This window comes from Streptomyces sp. NPDC085481, assembly GCF_044541845.1.
Classification (GTDB): Bacteria; Actinomycetota; Actinomycetes; order Streptomycetales; family Streptomycetaceae; genus Streptomyces.
Genome location: NZ_JBITTJ010000002.1, coordinates 284792 through 303117, shown reverse-complemented (window position 1 = coordinate 303117; position 18326 = coordinate 284792). Strand labels below are relative to the sequence as shown.

Below are 18326 nucleotides of genomic sequence, written 5' to 3'. Positions count from 1 at the left end.
GTCATGGCGTCGACCGATGTCGGTGACCCACCTCGCGCGCGAGATCCAGTCCGAGGACGCGGTCGAGAAAGGCGAACGTCTCGAACTTGGCACCTGCCGGCACGTCGGCGCGGGTCGCCAGGGTGACCAGCGCGTTCAGGACGGCGGGGACGTCGAGGTCGTCGGCCAGCGCGGCATGGGCGTCTCGCAGGACATCGGCGGGGATCGGCCTGGACGGCTCCTGTGCCCAGTCGGCCACCAGCTGCCGCCAGTCCCCCAGCATGCGCCGGGCCTCGCCGAGCGCCGTACCGGTGACCACGACCGGCGCGCGGTGGGCGTGGCCGAGCATCAGCATCCTGACGGCCAGCGGATCGGTCCCCTCCGGGGCGACCGCGTCCGGGAGCCCCGGGGCCAGGAAGTGGGCGCGGTCCGTGACGTCGCTCTCCCGGGATGCCGGGCCGACCTGGCCCACGTCGACGAGGACCCCGCCGACCGCGTCCTGTGCGGCGGTCCCGTACGCGTGGACGTGGACGTCGGCAGCGGCGCAGGGCGTTCCGTCCGCGTGGTGGACACCGACGGTGGCGGGCGGGTGGACACCGAGGGCGGACATGGCGCCCCCGAGCGCCTGGGCCTGCTCGTGCGGCAGGTCCGGCCGGCTGAGGTACGTGCGGGACTGCAGGCCGTGCAACTCCGCTGTGCGCGCCAGTACGTCACCGACCAGGAGCGCCCGCAGGTCCGCCAGGCCGATCCCGGCCTCGCCGGCCGGCAGGTGGACGCAGATGCTCAGCAGGTGGCGGCGTACGGGGGGAACCTCCACGAGCCGGCCGGTACGGGTGTCGACGATACGCAGCATGAGGCGAACCTAGTCGTGGAGACCGCCGGCGCCGGCGATTCCCGGGCTTGTCGGGTCACGTGGTCCAGGGCTGCATGTCCGCCCTGAGCCTCCTCGACCTGAGACGGGCGCCGGCCCGGCGCCCGCGCGCGGCCGCCGCGGCGTGACGGGTGCCCGGCACCCGTGGGTTCAGGAGCCCGGAGGACTGCCGAGGAGGGCCGCGAGGTCGTTGCGGGAGGTGATACCGAGTTTGGGGAAGGCCCGGTAGAGGTGGTGGCCTACCGTGCGGGGGCTCAGGAAGAGCTGGGTGGCTATCTGGCGGTTGGTGGCGCCTGTGGCGGCCAGGCGGACCACCTCGCGTTCCTGGGGGCTGAGGCGGCCCAGGAGCGCGTTCGCGCGGTCGTCGGGGGCGGCGAGGGTTTCGCCGCTGGCCTGGAGTTCGGTGCGGGCGCGGGACGCCCAGGGGTGGGCGGCGAGGTCCTCGAAGGTCTCCAGGGCGGCGCGCAGGTGGCGGCGGGCGTCGGTGCGACGGCGTTCGCGGCGGAGCCATTCGCCGTACAGCAGCTCGGTGCGGGCCCGTTCCAGCGGCTGGGCCGAGTCCGCCTCGGCGTGGTGGAGCAGGGCGGTCGTGAAGTGCCGCTCGGCCTCCGCGTCCGGGGCGGTCAGCGCCTCGCAGCGGCCGGCGAGGGCCAGGGCGGCGGGGTGCCGTGCCGCCTTCGCCCACTGGGCGAGCAGCGCTACGGGTTCCTCCGCGCGGTCCCGCCGGCCGGTGCGCAGCGCTGCCTCCACCAGGTCGGGGAGGAGGGAGGCCGCCAGAAGGGGGTGGCCAAGCCGGGCTCTCGCCGCCTCCAGGTGGGTGAGCGCGGTCTCGGCGTCGCCCAGGCCCAGGTCCAGGAGGCCCTGGGCCCGGTGGGCGTGGGCGGCGGCCAGTTCGATGCCGTGGGCGTCGGCGTGCGCCAGGGCGGCCTCGCTCATGGCGGCGCACTGCTCCTGGTCGCCCTGGAAGGCGGCCAGGGTCGCCAGGGTCGCGCGCAGGTACGTCGCCCGGTGATGGCGGCCGAACTGCTCGGCGACGGCCAGTCCCTCCGTGGCGGCCGCACGCGCCTCCTCGTACCGCCCCAGGGACAGTTGGGCCTCGGCCAGCAGGTGCAGCGCGGTGTGCAGCCAGCCGACCACGTCCTGCGCGCGGCAGTCGCGTACGCACGCGGTGGCCGTGTCGAGAGCGGTGCGGTGATCGGCGAAGAGGTGGGCGCGGGAGGCCGACAGGACGCGTTCGGCGAAGCCGCCGTCGGCTCCGGCCCCAGCCCCAGCCCCAGCTCCGGCTCCGGCTCCGGCTCCGGCTCCGGCCGGTGATCCCATGGTGGTCGCGGCGGCGGTCAGCCGCGCCGTCATCGCCCTCGCCGTCGCGTACTCCGGCGTCGCCGGTAGCCGGGTCTCGACCTCGGCCAACAGCTTCCCGTCGGCCGAGGACTGCGCCGTCTGCACCGCCTCGGTCAGGACCGGGGCCAGGTCGGCGGACGGGCCAAGGCGGTCCGCGCATTCGAGGAGGATGCGGGTGGCGCGGCTCGGTGATCCCCGGTCGAGCTCGACGATGGCCCGTACGCGGGCGAAGTCGGCGAGCATCCCCGGGTCCAGGGCGAGCGCGTTGATGCGGTCGGTGAGGGCCGCGGTGCGGTGGAACTGCCCGGCCTCCGCCGAGGTGAAGGCCGCCGCTGCCAGGAGCCGGGCGCGGCCGGCCGGGTCCGCGGTGAGCTGCGCGGCGCGTTCGTACGCGGCCGAGGCCGAGGCCGTACCCTGCCGGCCGCCCGCCCGTTGTGCGACGCCCACCATCTCGGCGGCGACGTCCTCGTCGGCTCCGGTCGTCGCGGCCGCCAGGTGCCAGGCCCTGCGGTCGGCGTGCTCCCCGCCGCCCGGCCCGCCGTCGAACGGGTCGGCCAGCGCGTCGGCCAGTGCCCGGTGGGCCGCGAGGCGGCGGGCCAGCGGGGCGTCCTGGTAGGTGGCCGACCTGATGAGGGGATGGCGGAAGGACAGGGCGTTCTCGGTCAGCAGGACGAGGGTGGCGTGTTCGGCCGGTTCCAGGTCCTCCAGCGTGGCGCCGTACCCGCTCGACGCCCGCAGCACCAGGTCGAGGTCCCCGGAGGCGTCGGCCGCGGCCACCAGGAGCATGCCCCTGGTGGTGTCGGGCAGCCGGCGGATCTGTGCCTGGAAGCTCTCCTGGATCCGGCTGGAGGTGGAGGACAGACCCGCGGGAAGCGTGACCGGATTCAGCTGGCCGGCCCGCTGTTCGGTGGTGAGCGCCGCGGGCAGTTCGAGCAGGGCGAGCGGGTTTCCCTGCGCCTGCTCGACGATCCGGTCCCGGGCGTACGGCGAGAGGTCGGCCACGCGGTCGGTGAGCAGGGCGTCGACGGCCGCGGGGTCGAGGCCGCGCAGCTCCAGCCGCGGCAGGCCGGTGATCTGGCCCCCGGGCACCCCGTCCCGTACGCCGAACAGCATCACCACGCCCTCGGTGTGGAGCCGGCGGGCCGCGAAGGTCAGGGCGTCCAGGGACGCCCTGTCCAGCCATTGCGCGTCGTCGATCAGGCAGAGGAGGGGAGCGACGGGCGTGGTCCGCGAGGCGTCGCCGTCCGCCGCCGCCTCCGACAGGAGCGTCAGGACCGCCGTCCCCAGGGTGAACCGGTCGCCCGCCGCCTCGCCGGACAGGCCGAACGCCGCGTTCAGGGCGGCGGCCTGGGGGCCGGGCAGCCGGTCCAGGTGGTCCGTGACGGGGCGCAGCAGCTGGTGCAGGCCGCCGAAGGCCAGCTCCATCTCCGACTCGATGCCCACGGTGCGCAGTACGCGCCCGGGGCCGTGCCGCGCGGCGAGCCCGGCCGCGTAATCCATCAGCGCCGTCTTGCCTATGCCGGCCTCGCCGTGGATCACCAGCGCCGCACTGCTCGCCGGCCCTCTGCTCGTTGCGTCACCGGCGCACGACAGCATCCGGTGTACCTGGTCCTGCTCGGTCCCCCGCCCGTACAACATGGCTTGAACATACCTAACGCTCCCGTCATCTTGATCACCGCGTTAAGTCATGGCGACCGATGTGCCGGTACGTCAGACCCCCATAGATTCCTGGCATTCGCTGAATCCGATCGCAGGAGTCCTCGCCTTGTCCCAGCAGGCCCACACCCCCCTCCACGTCACCCCGCTGCACCGCGTATCCGTCACCGAAGCCGCCGACTGGCACCGGGTCGTCGTCGCCTCGATGGCCCACGACCTGCCCGGAGTGCCGCCTCCCGGCCCCGGTCAGATCCACGCCCAGCTCACCAAGCCCACCCTGGACAGCCAGCGGCTGACCTGGATCGCCACCGGGGCGGACGGCGACACCGTCGGCGTCGCCGGCCTGCGGCTGTTCTCCTCCGCGGGGCGGGACCACCTGGCCGAGCTCGAACTCCACGTCGACCCGGCCCACCGGCGTCAGGGAGCGGGCTCGCTCCTGCTGGCGGCGGTCGTGGCGGCCTGCCGTACCGAGAGCCGGCGCAGCCTGATCGTCGCGGCGGCGGCCGACAGCCCGGGCGAGGCCTTCTCCGAACGGTGGGGGTTCCGCCGGGCGCTGAGCCTGGATCACCTGCTCCTGCGCCTCGACGAGGCCGGGGCCCTTCCCGCCGCCGATGCCGAGCACCCCGGCTACCGGCTGACCGGCTGGACCGGAACCGTCCCCGACGGCCTCGCCGACGCGTTCGCCGCCGCCAAGAACGCGATGAACGACATGCCCATGGGCGACCTGGACTACGGCAGCATCGCCTGGGACGCCGACCGCGTCCGTGCCATGGCCAAGGTGGTCGCCGAACGCGGCGACACGCTGCTGACCCTCGCCGCCCTCCACGACGACGGCACCATGGCGGGCTACACCGAGATCCTGCTCCCCCAGGGCTCCGGGCCGCGTGCCCAGCAGTACGACACGGCGGTCGTGCCCGCGCACCGCGGCCACGGGCTCGGCCTGTGGCTCAAGGCCGCCATGGTGCGCCGGCTGCGCGCCGAGCACCCGGGCGTCGTGGAGGTCGAGACGGACAACGCCGAGGACAACGTCCACATGCTGGCGGTCAACCACGCCCTGGGTTACCGCTCCTACCGCCGCACACGCGAGTTCCAGCTCGACGTGCCCGCATGAGCAGGAACCACGGAAACCACGGAGAAGAGGTTCACGAGATGCGCGTGTTGTTGATGGCGTACGGGTCGCGCGGAGACGTCGAACCGCTGGTCGGCGTCGCGGTCCGGTTGCGGGCGCTCGGCGTGGACGTACGGATGTGCACGCCACCGGACTTCGCGGAGCTGTTCGAGGCCGTCGGCCTCCCGCTGGTGCCGATCGGCGAGCCGGTGCGCGCGTTCGTGAAGGCCGCGGTGACCGGCAAGACGGCCGTGCCGGCGGAGGGGCTGCCCCAGCGGGCGGCCGCGATGACCGCCACCGCGTACGAGGCGGTCGCCGAGGCGGCCCAGGGCTGTGACGTGGTGTTGGCGACCGGTCTGCTGCCCGCGGTGGCCGGCGCGCGGTCGGCGGCCGAGCAACTGGGCATCCCCTACGTGTTCGTGGCCTACTTCCCGGCCTACCTGCCGTCGCCGCACCACCCGCCGTTCGAGCGGCCGGGCCGGCCGTTCCCGCCGGAGGTGACCGACAACCGGGAGCTGTGGGACCTGGACACCGAGACCATGAACGTCCTGTTCGGCACGGGGCTCAACGCCCACCGGGAGACGGTCGGCCTGCCGCCGGTGGACGACTTCCGCACGTACGTCCTCACCGACCGGCCGTGGCTTGCCACCGACCCGACGCTGAGTCCCTGGCTGGAGCCGGCGGAGCTCGACGTGGTGCAGACCGGCGCGTGGTTCCGGCCGGACGACCGCCCGCTCCCGGCCGACGTGGAGGCCTTCCTGGAGGCCGGCGAACCGCCGGTGTACGTGGGCTTCGGCAGCATCCCCCTGCGCGACGCGGACGACGTCGCCCGGGCCGCCGTCGAGGCGGTCCGCGCGCAGGGCCGCCGCGTCCTGCTCTCCCGCGGGTGGGCCGACCTGGCCCTGAAAGACGAACAGGACGACTGCCTCACCGTCGGCGAGGTCAACCACCACGCGCTGTTCCGCAGGGTGGCAGCCGTCGTGCACCACGGCGGCGCGGGTACGACGACCACGGCCGCCCGGGCCGGCGCGCCGCAGGTGGTGGTGCCGCAGCTGGCGGACCAGCCGTACTGGGCCGGGCGCGTGGCCGCCCTGGGGATCGGCGCGGCGCACGACGGCCCGCACCCGAGCTTCGAGTCCCTGTCGGCCGCGCTCAGGACGGCCCTGGCGCCCGAGACCGCCGCGCGCGCGACGGCCGTGGCCGCCGGGGTCCGGGGGGACGGGGCGGCGGTGGGCGCGAGGCTGCTGATCGACGCCGCCAGGGCGTAGCCGGCCTTACCGGCTCACCGACAGCGAAGGCCCAGGTCACCGACCTGGGCCTGCGTCGTCACCGCTGAGGAGGTTCTTCCGGCCGGTCCGCGCCGAGCTGCTCCCTGAGCTTGTCCTGGGCCGTGTCGACCTGGCCGCTGTACTTGCCCTGCGTCCTTTCGTCGACGTAGTCGCCGGCCTTGTCGACGCCCTTGCCGGCCTGGTCCTCGTGGCCCTTGAGCATCGCCTTGAGCTTGTCCATCACAGACATCGCGGTTCTCCTTGCCGTACCCCCCTGACCAGTCCAGGATCACGGACGACCACCGCGGCCGCATCCCGAGCCGTGTTCCGCCGAAGGGGTTCGTCATGCAGATCCGCATCGAGGCCACCGACCTGCCCGGCCGCACCTGCGCCGCCGCGCCGGGCTTCCCCGGCTACAGCGGCATCCATGTCGCGGTCCAGCGGCGCGGCCGCGGCGACGACCTGCTCGACCCGTACCCGGGGGACGCCCCGGAAGCGGTGTGGACGCTGGAGTGCACGGCGGCGCGCACCGAGGCGGGCGTCGATTTCAAGGGGCGGTGCGTGCAGGGGCGTCCGGGTGCGCGGTTCCTGTACCTGACCTGGGGCGCGGTCGACGAGGCCGGCACCTTCACCATGTTCCGGCGGGCCAAGCTGATGCTGGACGCCGTCGACCCGCAGACCGTCGAGGCCGCCCTGGAATCCGGGGTGCTGGTCGGGCGGTTGGGGCTCACCGACGCCAAGGGCCGGCCGCTGTGCGCGGCGGTGCGGCCACCGCGAATCCGGTGGGCGGCCGCTTCCGTGGCCTGATCAGGCAGTCTGCGAGGTCCCCGCGTACGCGCCCGTGGCCTGCTGCGGCGCCGGCTCGGCCCCGTTCCCGGCCTGACGCGGGATCCGGCCCGGCCCGCCGCTTCCGCCGTTGCCGCCCTTGCCGATGCGCAGGTCCTTCAGTCGCATGGCCTGCCGCTCGACGAGGTGCCAGGAGGTCACGGCGAGCAGCAGGGTGAAGGCGAAGGTGAGCGCCAGGTACGCGGGCAGGCCCCAGCGGGTGTAGCCGAGCAGGGCGAGGGCCTGCTGGACGAGGAAGCCGTAGATGTAGATGCCGTACGAGTAGTCGTGCTTGGCGCCGACGCGGCGGAACGCGGCCGGTAGCCGGATCGCCAGCCAGACCAGCACGTACGCGAAGGCCGGGATGCCGACGACGAACAGGTAGCCGTAGTGGAGGCTGCCCAGGAGTACGGCGAGGGCGGCAACGCCCAGCGGGTCGCTGACCGGGACGCGCTCCTTGTAGAGCTCGATGACCGCGCCCAGAGCGAAGGCGAAGCCGAGGTAGACCAGGAAGGCGGGGTTGATCTGGCCGAACGGCGGGAGCTGGAAGGTCGGCAGGATGTCGGCCGCGTACGGGCCGGTCCAGAAGGCCTTCGTGCTCGCCTGGCCGATCACGAGCCAGCCGAGGACGACGGTGATCAGGACGACCGCGCGGCGGGCCCGCGCCAGGACTCCGACGACCGCCAGCGTGGCCACGGCGAGGTAGCACAGGAACTCGTAGCGCAGGCTCCACAGCGCGCCGTTGAAGGCCCCGTTGTGGACGAGCCCGGCCGAGCGACCGTCCGCCATGATGCCCGATATGTCGAACTGGGCGGTCGCGACCGCCCAGTTCGACGTGAGGTAGTCGAGGGGGCCGTGGGCCCCGCCGAAACCGTCGAGCGTGGAGTGGAGCCGCCAGTACAGCAGAGGGGCGACGGCGAAGGCCGTGACTGCCAGGCAGACCCAGAACCCGGGGAGGATCCGAAGGATCCGGTGCCACAGGAAGCGGCCGAGCGACAGGCGCATACCGCTGCGGGTGACCAGGATCCCGGAGAGGACGAAGAAGCCGTAGACCGAGAGCTTGCCGAGGTCGGTCTGACCGCCGCTGAAACTGTGGAGGTACTCCTTGCCGCCGTAGCCCAGGATCCGGGCGTGCGAGACGACCACCGCCGAGGCCAGGACCAGCCTCAGAAGGCCGAGGCTGTTGTGACGGCCGGTGAGCAGCTCGGCGACGGTGCCATGTGACCATCGCAGCGCGGAACCGCGATGCATGAAGTAGTCCCTCGGTGTTCGACTGGTCGCAGTCGTGTTCGATCGAACCGTCAAACTATCCCGCTCGCGCCGGGTCGCCCTCGCCGAGGGGCGCGACTCGGCGGCCCACCTGCGGCGTACGCGTCTCCCTGTGTGCGATGTCACAGCCCCTTCGGCGGCTCGGGGGGACTTCGACGGGGACTTCGCCCGTCGGCCGGACTCCCGGCCGGACCCCCCATGCGCGATCATGAAGGGCATGAAGCTGCGCTGTGCCGTGCTCGACGACTACCAGGGCGTCGCCCTCTCCTCCGCCGACTGGAGTCGGCTCGACGGGCGGGTCGAGGTGCGTGTGCTGCGCGAGCACCTCGACGAGCGGGGCGAGCTCGTCGCCGCCGTCGGGGACTGCGAGATCCTCGTCGTGATGCGGGAGCGGACGCCCGTCGACGCCGCGCTCCTCAAGCGGCTGCCGCGGCTGCGGCTGCTGGTCACCTCCGGGCTGCGCAACGCGTCCATCGACCTCGCCGCCGCCCGCGCGCAGGGGGTCACCGTGTGCGGTACGGCGAGCAGTTCGGAGCCGCCGACCGAGCTGACCTGGGCGCTGATCCTCGGGCTCGCCCGGCAGGTGCACACCGAGAGCCGGGCGTTGCGGGAGGGCGGGCCCTGGCAGTCGACGGTCGGGGCGGATCTGGCCGGCCGGACGCTCGGTCTCGTCGGGCTCGGCAAGATCGGTGGGCGGGTGGCGCGGATCGGGGCCGCCTTCGGCATGGACGTGGTCGCCTGGAGCCCCAACCTGACCGACGAGCGGGCCGCCGAGCACGGCGTTCGGCGGGCCGGTTCGCTGCACGGGCTGCTGGGCGACAGTGATGTCGTCTCGCTGCACATGGTGCTCTCCGACCGCACCCGCGGGCTGCTCGGCGAGCCGGAGCTGCGGGCGATGCGCCCGGGCGCGTACCTGGTCAACACCTCGCGGGCGGGCCTGGTCGACGGCGCGGCGCTGCTGCGGGCGCTGCGCGAGGGGTGGATCGCGGGGGCGGGCCTCGACGTGTACGAGACGGAGCCGCTGCCCGCCGACGACCCGCTGCGCAGCCTCCCGAACGTGCTCGCGCTGCCGCACCTGGGGTACGTCACCGAGGGCAACTACGCCCGTTATTTCGGGCAGGCCGTCGAGGACATCGAGGCGTTCCTGGCGGGGGCGCCGGTCCGCGAGCTCGGCTAGCGAGCGCGGGAACGGCATCGGCCCCGTGACACCTCGCCAGGTGTACGGGGCCGACGGACGCGCTGGTGGACGCGCTACCGGAGGATCAGGCCGCCGGAGCCGCCTGGACCGCCTGCGCCGCGGCGGGCCTCGGTGCGAGCAGCCGGTCGGCGAGCAGGCCGAAGGCGAGCCCGAAGGCCACCCACAGGACGGCCTGGATGCCGAGGGTCGCGAGCCGGAAGTCCCACAGCACGGCGGCGGGGAACTCGGGCTTCACGGCGTCCTCGTTCGCGGGCAGGAACGCGCAGGCGATCCCGACCGCGGCGACGAAGCCGAGGCCGGCGACGACGGTCGCGTTCCAGTTGCCCAGCCGCGGCGCGAGGCGGCGGCCCGCGACGATCGCGGCGATGCCGAGCAGCACGCTCAGCAGGACCATCAGGAAGAAGAGCGTGGTGCGCTTCCCGATGGTGTCCGGGTTGCCGACGGCCGGCGGGGTGGCCGGGTACTTCAGGAACGGCACCAGGTAGACCGTGGTGAAGGCGGCCGCCGCGACGAGTGCCGCGGTCGCCTTCGGGGTGAACCGGCCCACCCGTCCGAGGACGAAGCAGAACGCCAGGGACGCGATGCCGCCGAGCGCGACGCCGTAGACGAGGACACCGGTGGCGAGACCCGCCGTGGACTGCAGGTCCCGGCTGACGATCTCCTCCTCCTCGGGATCCTCGGCCGCGGCGGCGTGGCCCGCGCCGTGGCTGTGCGCGGCGGCGTGCTCCGCCTTGGCGGCGGCCTCCTCGACGGCGATCGAGGCGTTGACGGACGGCTCACCGGCGACGTACGCGACGGCGAAGGCGAACAGCCCGGCGAGCAGGCCCGCGAGCATTCCGCGGACCAGAAGTCTGCCTACGAGCGTGCCCGTAGGAGCGGTGGTGGCTGACATGTGCGCGGATACCCCTCAGTGGCAGGGGAAGCCGAGCAGGTGGCGTCCGTCGTGGACCCACTCGTGCACGTCGCTGCCGGCGAACAGGGACGTGGCACCCTGCTCGGCGCCGACGAAGTACAGCGCGACGAGCATCAGGATCCCGACGAAAGCGGCCCACGGGAGCACGGCGCCGACCGGCAGCGAGACCGGGACGGCGACGGACGGGGTGGACGTGACGGCGGGCGACGCAATGGCCTCGGCCATGGTGGAACCTCCTCGGGAACGCGCGTCCCATACGGTGGTGCGCGACGACGGTCGTCGGGTCTGACTCCACCTCCCCCGGGGGCACCGGGGCAGGCTCACAGTGGCGCGACCGTGCCGGATTCGCACCGGACTTCCGTCTCGCCGTCGTCGTTCTGTGGAAATGTCGCCTGACCGTACCGCGCCGGTCACTTCGCGCCAAGGGCGCATGGACGGCCGCCCGATGAATTGAGGGATGTATCACCCATGACCGTTCGGCTCTCGCTCGTCGCCCCCGCCATGAGCACCGCCCTGCGCGAGGCCAGGTTCGACGACTCGGGTCCGGTCGAGCCGCTGCCGGAGGGTCTGCTGACGGTCGCGGCAGGGGTACGGGTGGTCGGCTCGCCGTCCGGCCGGTGCCGTGCGACGGCCGAGGCCCTGGGGCTGGCGCACGCGGTCCCCGTGGACGCGCTGGCGGGCTGCGCCATGGGCCGCTGGCGGGGCCGCAGCCTGGCCGAACTCGCCGCCGGGGAACCCGAGTCGCTGGGCGCCTGGCTCTCCGACCCGGACGCGGCCCCGCACGGCGGCGAGTCGCTGCGGGAGCTGCGTGAACGGGTCGGCGCCTGGCTGGACGCGCTGGAGTCGGGCGCCTACCTCGCCGTCGCCGAGCCGGACGTGATCCGCGCGGCCGCCGCCCATGCGCTCGACGCCCCCGCGGGCGCCTTCTGGCGCCTGGACGTGCGCCCCCTGAGCCGTACGGAGCTCAGCGGGCGCTCGGGCCGCTGGAACCTGCGCCTGGGCGGGCCGCTCCGCGCCGCCGGGTGACGCGGCGGCGGTGGTGTGGGACGGTGGGCGCATGCCGGTACCCGTGATCCTCGACTGCGATCCCGGACACGACGACGCCTTCAACATCCTGCTCGCCGCGGCCCATCCGGCCGTCGACCTGCTCGCCATCACCACCGTGGCGGGCAACCAGACGGTCGAGAAGACCACGCTCAACGCGCGCCGGGTGTGCGCCGTGGCCGGGATCCGGGACGTCCCCATCGCGGCCGGCCGGGACCGCCCGCTGCACGCCGACCCGTACGGCACCCCCCGCGTCGCCGAGAACATCCACGGTGACTCCGGCCTCGACGGCCCCGGCTGGTCCCGCTTCGGCGAGGGCGAACCGCCCGTGCCGCAGGACCCGCGCGACGCCCTCACCCTGATGCGGGACGTCCTCGACGCCCACCCGGCGCCGGTGACCCTGGTGCCGACCGGCCCGCTCACCAACGTCGCCGCGCTGCTGCTGGCCCACCCCGGACTGGGTTCGCGGATCGAGCGGATCGTGCTCATGGGCGGGTCGACGGGGCGGGGCAACACCACGCCGGCGGCCGAGTTCAACGTCCTCTGCGACCCGGAGGCCGCGGACCTGGTCTTCCGCAGCGGCATCCCGGTGACCATGTTCGGCCTGAACGTCACCCACCAGGTGCGCGCCACCCCCGACGTGCTGTCCCGCCTGGCCGCGCTCGGCACGCCGCTCGGCCGGCTGTGCGTCGAGCTCCTGACGTACTTCGCCGCGACCTACCGCGAGGTGTACGGCTTCGACGCGCCGCCCGTGCACGACCCCCTGACGGTGGCCCATCTGATCGATCCGTCGCTGGTCAGCCTGGTACAGGCGCCGGTGCGGGTGGAGCTGGCCGGCACGTACACGCGCGGGGCGACGGTGGTGGACCTGGACGGGGTGACCGGGCTGCCGGCCAACGCGGAGGTCGGCATGGAGGCGGACGCCGACCGCTTCTGGGACCTGGTGGTGGAAGCGGTGCGGGTGCTGGGGGAGAGGGCGGCGGCGGGCTGAGGCCCGGCCTCCTCGACCTGACGAGACGAAACGTCTTGCGGAGTGCCGCGGCACGTCGTAACGTAGATGCGAGACGAGACGTCTCGTCTCGCATCGTCTGGTCTCGCATCTACGGTCATCCCGCCTCAGGAAGGTCGCCCTTGTTCCGTGCCCAACTCACCGACGTCACCAAGCGCTACGACGACCGGCTCGTCCTCGACCGCGTCTCCCTCTCCGTCCGCGCCGGCGAACGCGTCGGCGTCGTCGGCGACAACGGCTCCGGCAAGTCCACCCTCCTCCGGCTCCTCGCCGGCCTGGAGGCCGCCGACAACGGCGCCCTCGCCGTCGAGTCCCCCGGCGGCACCGGCCACCTGGCGCAGACCCTGGACCTGCCGGGCACCGCGAGCGTCGGCGCCGCGATCGACCTCGCGCTCGCGGACGTACGGGAGCTGGAGCGGGCGATCCGCGCGGCGGAAGCCGCCCTCGACCGGACCGGCGACCTCGACGGATACGCCGCCCTGCTCGCCGCCTACGAGGCGCGCGGCGGCGCGGACGCCGACCGGCGCGTGGAGAGCGTGCTCCGGCGGCTCGGGGAGCGCGAACCGCTCGACCGGGCACGCCCCCTCGCCACGCTCTCCGGCGGCCGGCGCTCGCGCCTCGCGCTCGCCGCGACCCTCGCCGCCGACCCCGAGCTGCTGCTGCTCGACGAGCCCACCAACGACCTCGACGACGAGGCCGTCCGCTGGCTGGAGGAGCGGCTGCTCGCCCATCGGGGGACGGTCGTCACCGTCACCCACGACCGGGCCTTCCTCGACCGGGTCACCACCGCGGTCCTGGAGGTGGACCACGAGACCCGGACGGTACGGAGGTACGGCAACGGTTACGCCGGCTACCTGGCCGGCCGGGCCGCCGAACGGGCCCGCCGGGAGCGGGAGTACGAGGAGTGGAGGGCCGAGACGGCCCGCTACTCGGCGCTCGCGGACAGCACCATCGACCGCTTTTCCGCCATCCCCCGCAAGGCACCCGCCGCCTTCAGCGGCGCGGGCGCCTTCCGCGCGCGCTCCCGGGCGCACGGCGCGATGAGCCGCATCCGCTCGGCGCGCGAGCAGCTGCGGCGGCTCGCCGGACACCCGGCGCCGAAGCCCCCCGACCCACTGCGGTTCGCCGCCCGGATCGAGGGCCGGGCGGCGGCGGTCGACGTTTCCGGCGTACGGGTCGAGGGCCGGCTGCGGCTCGACGCCCTGCACCTCGACCCGGGCGAACGGCTCCTGGTCACCGGCCCGAACGGGGCCGGCAAGACCACCCTGCTCCGGCTGCTCGCCGGCGAACTCGCTCCGGACACGGGCACGGTGAGCGCCCCGGCCAGGGTGGGCCTGCTCCGTCAGGACACCGCGGGCCCCGACGACCCGCGCCCCCTGGCGGCGGCCTTCGGGCCGGACCGCGAGGAGGAGCTCCTGGCCCTCGGCCTGTTCGCCGCCTCCGACCTGACCACCCCCGTCCGGGACCTGTCCGCCGGGCAGCGCCGCAAACTGGAGCTCGCCCGCCTGGTCACCGCCCCCGCCGACCTGCTCCTCCTCGACGAACCCACCAACCACCTGGCCCCCGGCCTGGTGGAGGAGATCGAGGCGGCCCTCGCCCGGTACGAGGGCACGCTCGTGGTCGTCAGCCACGACCGACGCCTGCGGGCGGGGTTCCGGGGGCGGCGGGTGGAGCTCGAGCCGTGGGTCAGCGCACCGTGTCCGGCGTGAACGCCGGCACGTCGAAGGTGGGCGCCGGGATGACGAGGACGTCGTCGCCCGGCGTGTACGGCGGCGGCATCTCCGGGGTCGGCGACGGGCGCGGCGGGGCCGGTGGCGGGTTCGGGCCCGCGTACCGGTTCTGCGGCTCCGCCGCCGCCTTCTTGTCGACGCCGCCGCTCGACGCCGACCGGTACGGCTTCGGCGAACCCCCGCCGATGCCCGGCGTGATCCGGACCCTCGACGGCGTCGGGCTCGGGGTCGGCTCCTGGGGAGCGGACGGGGTGGCCGAGGGCGACGGAGTGGCCGGCGGGCTGGGCTTCGCCGACGGCGGCGGGGCCGTCGGCTTCGGGGGCGTACCGTCACCGGCCCCGCCCTCGCCCGAGCAGGCTCCCAAGGCCAGGCACAGGCCCAGCACCGCCGCCGTCACAGCTCCGCGGGCACGCATGCCCACCACCCCACCCCAGGTCACGTCCTCGATCCGCACGGATGTGCGGCCGGGATCGTAACTCAGGCGTCGTCCCCGTCCGCCGAACCCTCGAGGTCGCCCTCCGTCTCCAGGAAGACCTGGCGCAGCGCCGCCAGCGTCTCCGGGTCCGGCTTCTCCCACATGCCGCGGGACTCCGCCTCCAGGAGCCGCTCGGCGATGCCGTGCAGCGCCCACGGGTTGGCCTCCTTCAGGAAGGCCTGGTTCTCCGGGTCGAGGACGTACGCCTCGGTCAGCTTGTCGTACATCCAGTCGGCCACCACGCCCGTCGTGGCGTCGTAACCGAAGAGGTAGTCGACCGTCGCCGCCAGCTCGAACGCACCCTTGTAGCCGTGCCGGCGCATCGCCTCGATCCAGCGCGGGTTGACCACGCGGGCGCGGAAGACGCGCGAGGTCTCCTCGACCAGCGTGCGGGTGCGGACCGTCTCCGGGCGGGTGGAGTCGCCGATGTACGCCTCGGGCGCCGTGCCCTTCAGCGCGCGCACGGTCGCCACCATGCCGCCGTGGTACTGGAAGTAGTCGTCCGAGTCCGCGATGTCGTGCTCGCGCGTGTCCGTGTTCTTCGCCGCGACCGCGATCCGCTTGTACGCCGTCTCCATCTCGGCGCGCGCCGGGCGGCCTTCGAGTCCGCGGCCGTACGCGTAACCGCCCCACACCGTGTACACCTCGGCCAGGTCGGCGTCCGTACGCCAGTCGCGCGAGTCGATCAGCTGGAGCAGGCCCGCGCCGTACGTCCCCGGCCGCGAGCCGAAGATACGGGTCGTGGCGCGCCGCTCGTCACCGTGCTCCGCCAGGTCCGCCTGGGCGTGGGCGCGGACGAAGTTGTCCTGCGCCGACTCGCCCTCCAGACCCGCCACCAGACGTACGGCGTCGTCGAGCAGCCCGATCACGTGCGGGAACGCGTCGCGGAAGAAGCCCGAGATGCGCAGCGTCACGTCGATGCGCGGGCGGCCCAGCTCGGCGAGCGGGATCGACTCCAGGCCGTTCACGCGGCGCGAGGCGTCGTCCCACAGCGGGCGGACACCGAGCAGCGCCAGCGCCTCGGCGACGTCGTCGCCCGCGGTGCGCATCGCGCTCGTACCCCACAGGGACAGGCCGACCGAGGTCGGCCACTCGCCGTTGTCGGTGCGGTAGCGCTCCAGGAGCGAGTCGGCGAGTGCCTGGCCCGTCTCCCACGCCAGGCGGGACGGCACGGCCTTGGGGTCGACCGAGTAGAAGTTACGGCCGGTCGGCAGCACGTTGACCAGACCGCGCAGCGGCGAGCCGGACGGGCCGGCCGGGACGAAGCCGCCGTTCAGCGCGTGGACCGCGTGGGTGAGTTCGTCGGTCGTCGCGGCCAGGCGGGGGACGACCTGGGTCGCGGCGAAGTCGAGGACGTCCGCGACCGCCTGGGAGTGACCGGCGGCGACCGTCGCCACCGCGTCCCGGCTCCAGTCCGCCGCCTCCATCGCCTCGACCAGCTCGCGCGCCTTCGCCTCCGCCTCGTCGGCGGTCGTCCGGGTCGCCGCCGACTCGTCCAGGCCCAGCGCCTCGCGCAGACCCGGCAGCGCCTGGGTGCCGCCCCAGATCTGGCGGGCGCGCAGGATCGACAGGACCAGGTTCACCCGGGCCTCGCCGGCCGGGGCACCACCGAGGACGTGCAGACCGTCCCTGATCTGGGCGTCCTTGACCTCGCACAGCCAGCCGTCGACGTGCAGCAGGAAGTCGTCGAAGCCGTCGTCGTCCGGCCGGTCGGCGAGCCCCAGGTCGTGGTCCAGCTTCGCGGCCTGGATCAGCGTCCAGATCTGCGCCCGGATCGCCGGGAGCTTCGCCGGGTCCATCGAGCTGATCTGCGCGTACTCGTCGAGCAGCTGCTCCAGGCGCGCGATGTCGCCGTAGCTGTCGGCGCGGGCCATCGGCGGGACCAGGTGGTCCACCAGCGTCGCGTGCACCCGGCGCTTGGCCTGGGTGCCCTCGCCCGGGTCGTTGACCAGGAACGGGTAGACCAGGGGGATGTCGCCGAGCGCCGCGTCGGGGCCGCACGCGGCGGACAGGCCCGCGTTCTTGCCGGGCAGCCACTCCAGGTTGCCGTGCTTGCCCAGGTGCACCATCGCGTCCGCGCCGAACCCGCCGTCCTCGGCGCGGGCGGCGATCCAGCGGTAGGCCGCCAGGTAGTGGTGCGAGGGCGGCAGGTCCGGGTCGTGGTAGATCGCGATCGGGTTCTCGCCGAAGCCGCGCGGCGGCTGGATGAGGATCAGCAGGTTCCCGCGGCGCAGCGCCGCCAGGACGATGTCGCCCTCCGGGTTGCGCGACCGGTCCAGGAACATCTCGCCGGGCGCCGGGCCCCAGTGCTCCTCGACCTGCGCGCGCAGTTCGGCCGGCAGCTCGGCGTACCAGCGCTTGTAGTCGGCCGCGGGGATCCGGACCGGGTTGCGGGCCAGCTGCTCCTCGGTGAGCCAGTCCTGGTCGTGGCCGCCGGCCTCGATCAGGGCGTAGATCAGCTCGTCGCCGTCGCCGGACACCAGGCCCGGGATGTCCTCGACCGGGCCGAAGTCGTAGCCCTCCGCGATGAGCCGGTCGAGCAGCGCCACCGCGGAGGCGGGGGTGTCCAGACCGACCGCGTTGCCGATCCGCGAGTGCTTCGTCGGGTACGCGGACAGGACGAGCGCCAGCTTCTTCTCGGCGTTCGGGATGTGGCGCAGGCGGGCGTGCCGTACGGCGATGCCGGCGACGCGGGCGGCGCGCTCGGCGTCGGCGACGTATGCCGGGAGGCCGTCCTCGTCGATCTCCTTGAACGAGAACGGGACCGTGATCAGCCGGCCGTCGAACTCGGGGACGGCGACCTGGCTCGCCGCGTCCAGCGGCGACAGGCCCTCGTCGTTCTCCTCCCACGCGGCGCGCGAGCCCGTCAGGCACAGCGCCTGCAGGATCGGCACGTCGAGCGCGGCGAGCGCGCCCGCGTCCCAGGCCTCCTCGTCGCCGCCGGCCTGCGCCTCGGCGGGCTTGGTGCCGCCGGCGGCGAGGACGGTGGTCACGATCGCGTCGGCGCCGCGCAGCTCGTCGAGCAGCTCCGGCTCGGGGGCGCGCAGGGAGGCCACGTACAGCGCCTTGGCCCGGCCGCCGGCCTCCTCGACGGCGTCGCACAGGGCGCCGACGAAGGCGGTGTTGCCGCTCATGTGGTGGGCGCGGTAGTAGAGCACCGCGATGGTCGGGGCGCCGTCCGCGGCCTTGGAGACGCGCTCCAGCGGGCCCCAGGTGGGCGCGGGCGCCGGGGGCTCGAAGCCGTGACCGGTGAGCAGCACCGTGTCGGACAGGAACCGGGCCAGCTGCTCCAGGTTGCCCGGGCCGCCGTGCGCCAGGTAGGCGTGGGCCTCGGTGGCGACGCCGACGGGGACGGTGGACGCCTCCATCAGCTGGGCGTCGGGCGCCTGTTCGCCGCTGAGCACCACCACCGGCTTCCCGGCGGCCAGGACCGCGTCGAGGCCCTCCTGCCAGGACCGCAGCCCGCCGAGCAGGCGGACGACGACGAGCTCGGCGCCTTCGAGCAGGGCGGGCAGGTCGGCGAGCGGGAGCCGGGCGGGGTTGGCGAACCGGTACCGGACCGGGGAGTCGGGCGCGGCGGCGGTGGCCGCTCGGGCGCTGAGCAGGTCGGTGTCGGAGTGCGACAGCAGCAGGAGCATGG

General features: G+C 74.2%; 15 protein-coding genes. 8 read left to right on the top strand and 7 right to left on the bottom strand.

Annotated elements, in window-relative coordinates; translation table 11 throughout:
* Nucleotide 1 precedes the first annotated feature (1 nt).
* Together ACIGEZ_RS07220 and ACIGEZ_RS07215 are read right to left on the bottom strand one after the other, a co-directional pair.
* Nucleotides 2–832: a hypothetical protein gene (locus ACIGEZ_RS07220; protein ID WP_399826871.1), complete on the bottom strand. Its 831-nt coding sequence runs from the start codon at nucleotides 830–832 to the stop codon at nucleotides 2–4.
* Between the two features lie 168 nt (nucleotides 833–1000).
* A complete protein-coding gene (locus tag ACIGEZ_RS07215) occupies nucleotides 1001–3829 on the bottom strand; it encodes an ATP-binding protein (RefSeq protein ID WP_399826869.1) in 2829 nt (942 codons plus the stop codon).
* Between the two features lie 127 nt (nucleotides 3830–3956).
* On the opposite strand from ACIGEZ_RS07215, the gene ACIGEZ_RS07210 reads away from it, so the two are divergent.
* On the top strand, nucleotides 3957–4958 hold the full coding sequence (locus tag ACIGEZ_RS07210) for a GNAT family N-acetyltransferase (protein WP_399826866.1): 1002 nt from the start codon (nucleotides 3957–3959) through the stop codon (nucleotides 4956–4958).
* Between the two features lie 38 nt (nucleotides 4959–4996).
* Nucleotides 4997–6223, top strand: a complete 1227-nt coding sequence (locus ACIGEZ_RS07205) for a glycosyltransferase (RefSeq protein ID WP_399826863.1) — start codon at nucleotides 4997–4999, stop codon at nucleotides 6221–6223.
* A gap of 58 nt (nucleotides 6224–6281) precedes the next feature.
* Here the strand turns inward: ACIGEZ_RS07205 and ACIGEZ_RS07200 are convergent, their stop codons facing one another.
* Complete coding sequence (locus ACIGEZ_RS07200; protein WP_399826861.1) at nucleotides 6282–6473, bottom strand: antitoxin; 192 nt, start codon at nucleotides 6471–6473, stop codon at nucleotides 6282–6284.
* Nucleotides 6474–6568: 95 nt separating this feature from the next.
* On the opposite strand from ACIGEZ_RS07200, the gene ACIGEZ_RS07195 reads away from it, so the two are divergent.
* Nucleotides 6569–7030 (top strand): DUF5990 family protein, encoded by a 462-nt coding sequence (locus ACIGEZ_RS07195; RefSeq protein ID WP_399826859.1) that lies wholly within the window; start codon nucleotides 6569–6571, stop codon nucleotides 7028–7030.
* On the opposite strand, the gene ACIGEZ_RS07190 is transcribed toward ACIGEZ_RS07195, so the two are convergent.
* A complete protein-coding gene (locus tag ACIGEZ_RS07190; protein ID WP_399826856.1) occupies nucleotides 7031–8299 on the bottom strand; it encodes an acyltransferase family protein in 1269 nt (422 codons plus the stop codon).
* Nucleotides 8300–8534: 235 nt separating this feature from the next.
* Here ACIGEZ_RS07190 and ACIGEZ_RS07185 point away from each other — a divergent pair, with 235 nt between their 5' ends.
* Nucleotides 8535–9494: a D-2-hydroxyacid dehydrogenase family protein gene (locus ACIGEZ_RS07185; RefSeq protein ID WP_399826854.1), complete on the top strand. Its 960-nt coding sequence runs from the start codon at nucleotides 8535–8537 to the stop codon at nucleotides 9492–9494.
* Nucleotides 9495–9579: 85 nt separating this feature from the next.
* On the opposite strand, the gene ACIGEZ_RS07180 is transcribed toward ACIGEZ_RS07185, so the two are convergent.
* Both ACIGEZ_RS07180 and ACIGEZ_RS07175 read right to left on the bottom strand, forming a co-directional pair.
* A complete protein-coding gene (locus ACIGEZ_RS07180) occupies nucleotides 9580–10407 on the bottom strand; it encodes a CbtA family protein (RefSeq protein WP_399826852.1) in 828 nt (275 codons plus the stop codon).
* Between the two features lie 15 nt (nucleotides 10408–10422).
* Nucleotides 10423–10653 carry a CbtB-domain containing protein gene (locus ACIGEZ_RS07175; protein ID WP_399826849.1) on the bottom strand — a complete coding sequence of 77 codons (231 nt, stop codon included), beginning with the start codon at nucleotides 10651–10653 and terminating at the stop codon, nucleotides 10423–10425.
* Between the two features lie 243 nt (nucleotides 10654–10896).
* Between ACIGEZ_RS07175 and ACIGEZ_RS07170 the strand changes: the two genes are divergently transcribed.
* From ACIGEZ_RS07170 to ACIGEZ_RS07155, 4 genes are all read left to right on the top strand, one after another.
* Nucleotides 10897–11454: a histidine phosphatase family protein gene (locus ACIGEZ_RS07170; protein ID WP_399826847.1), complete on the top strand. Its 558-nt coding sequence runs from the start codon at nucleotides 10897–10899 to the stop codon at nucleotides 11452–11454.
* Nucleotides 11455–11485: 31 nt separating this feature from the next.
* Nucleotides 11486–12463, top strand: a complete 978-nt coding sequence (locus tag ACIGEZ_RS07165) for a nucleoside hydrolase (protein ID WP_399826846.1) — start codon at nucleotides 11486–11488, stop codon at nucleotides 12461–12463.
* 107 nt (nucleotides 12464–12570) lie between these two features.
* A complete protein-coding gene (locus ACIGEZ_RS07160) occupies nucleotides 12571–14190 on the top strand; it encodes an ABC-F family ATP-binding cassette domain-containing protein (protein ID WP_399827587.1) in 1620 nt (539 codons plus the stop codon).
* 29 nt (nucleotides 14191–14219) lie between these two features.
* Complete coding sequence (locus ACIGEZ_RS07155; protein WP_399826843.1) at nucleotides 14220–14687, top strand: hypothetical protein; 468 nt, start codon at nucleotides 14220–14222, stop codon at nucleotides 14685–14687.
* A gap of 1 nt (nucleotide 14688) precedes the next feature.
* On the opposite strand, the gene cobN is transcribed toward ACIGEZ_RS07155, so the two are convergent.
* Nucleotides 14689–18324 (bottom strand): cobaltochelatase subunit CobN, encoded by a 3636-nt coding sequence (gene cobN, locus ACIGEZ_RS07150; RefSeq protein ID WP_399826840.1) that lies wholly within the window; start codon nucleotides 18322–18324, stop codon nucleotides 14689–14691.
* Nucleotides 18325–18326: the final 2 nt, after the last annotated feature.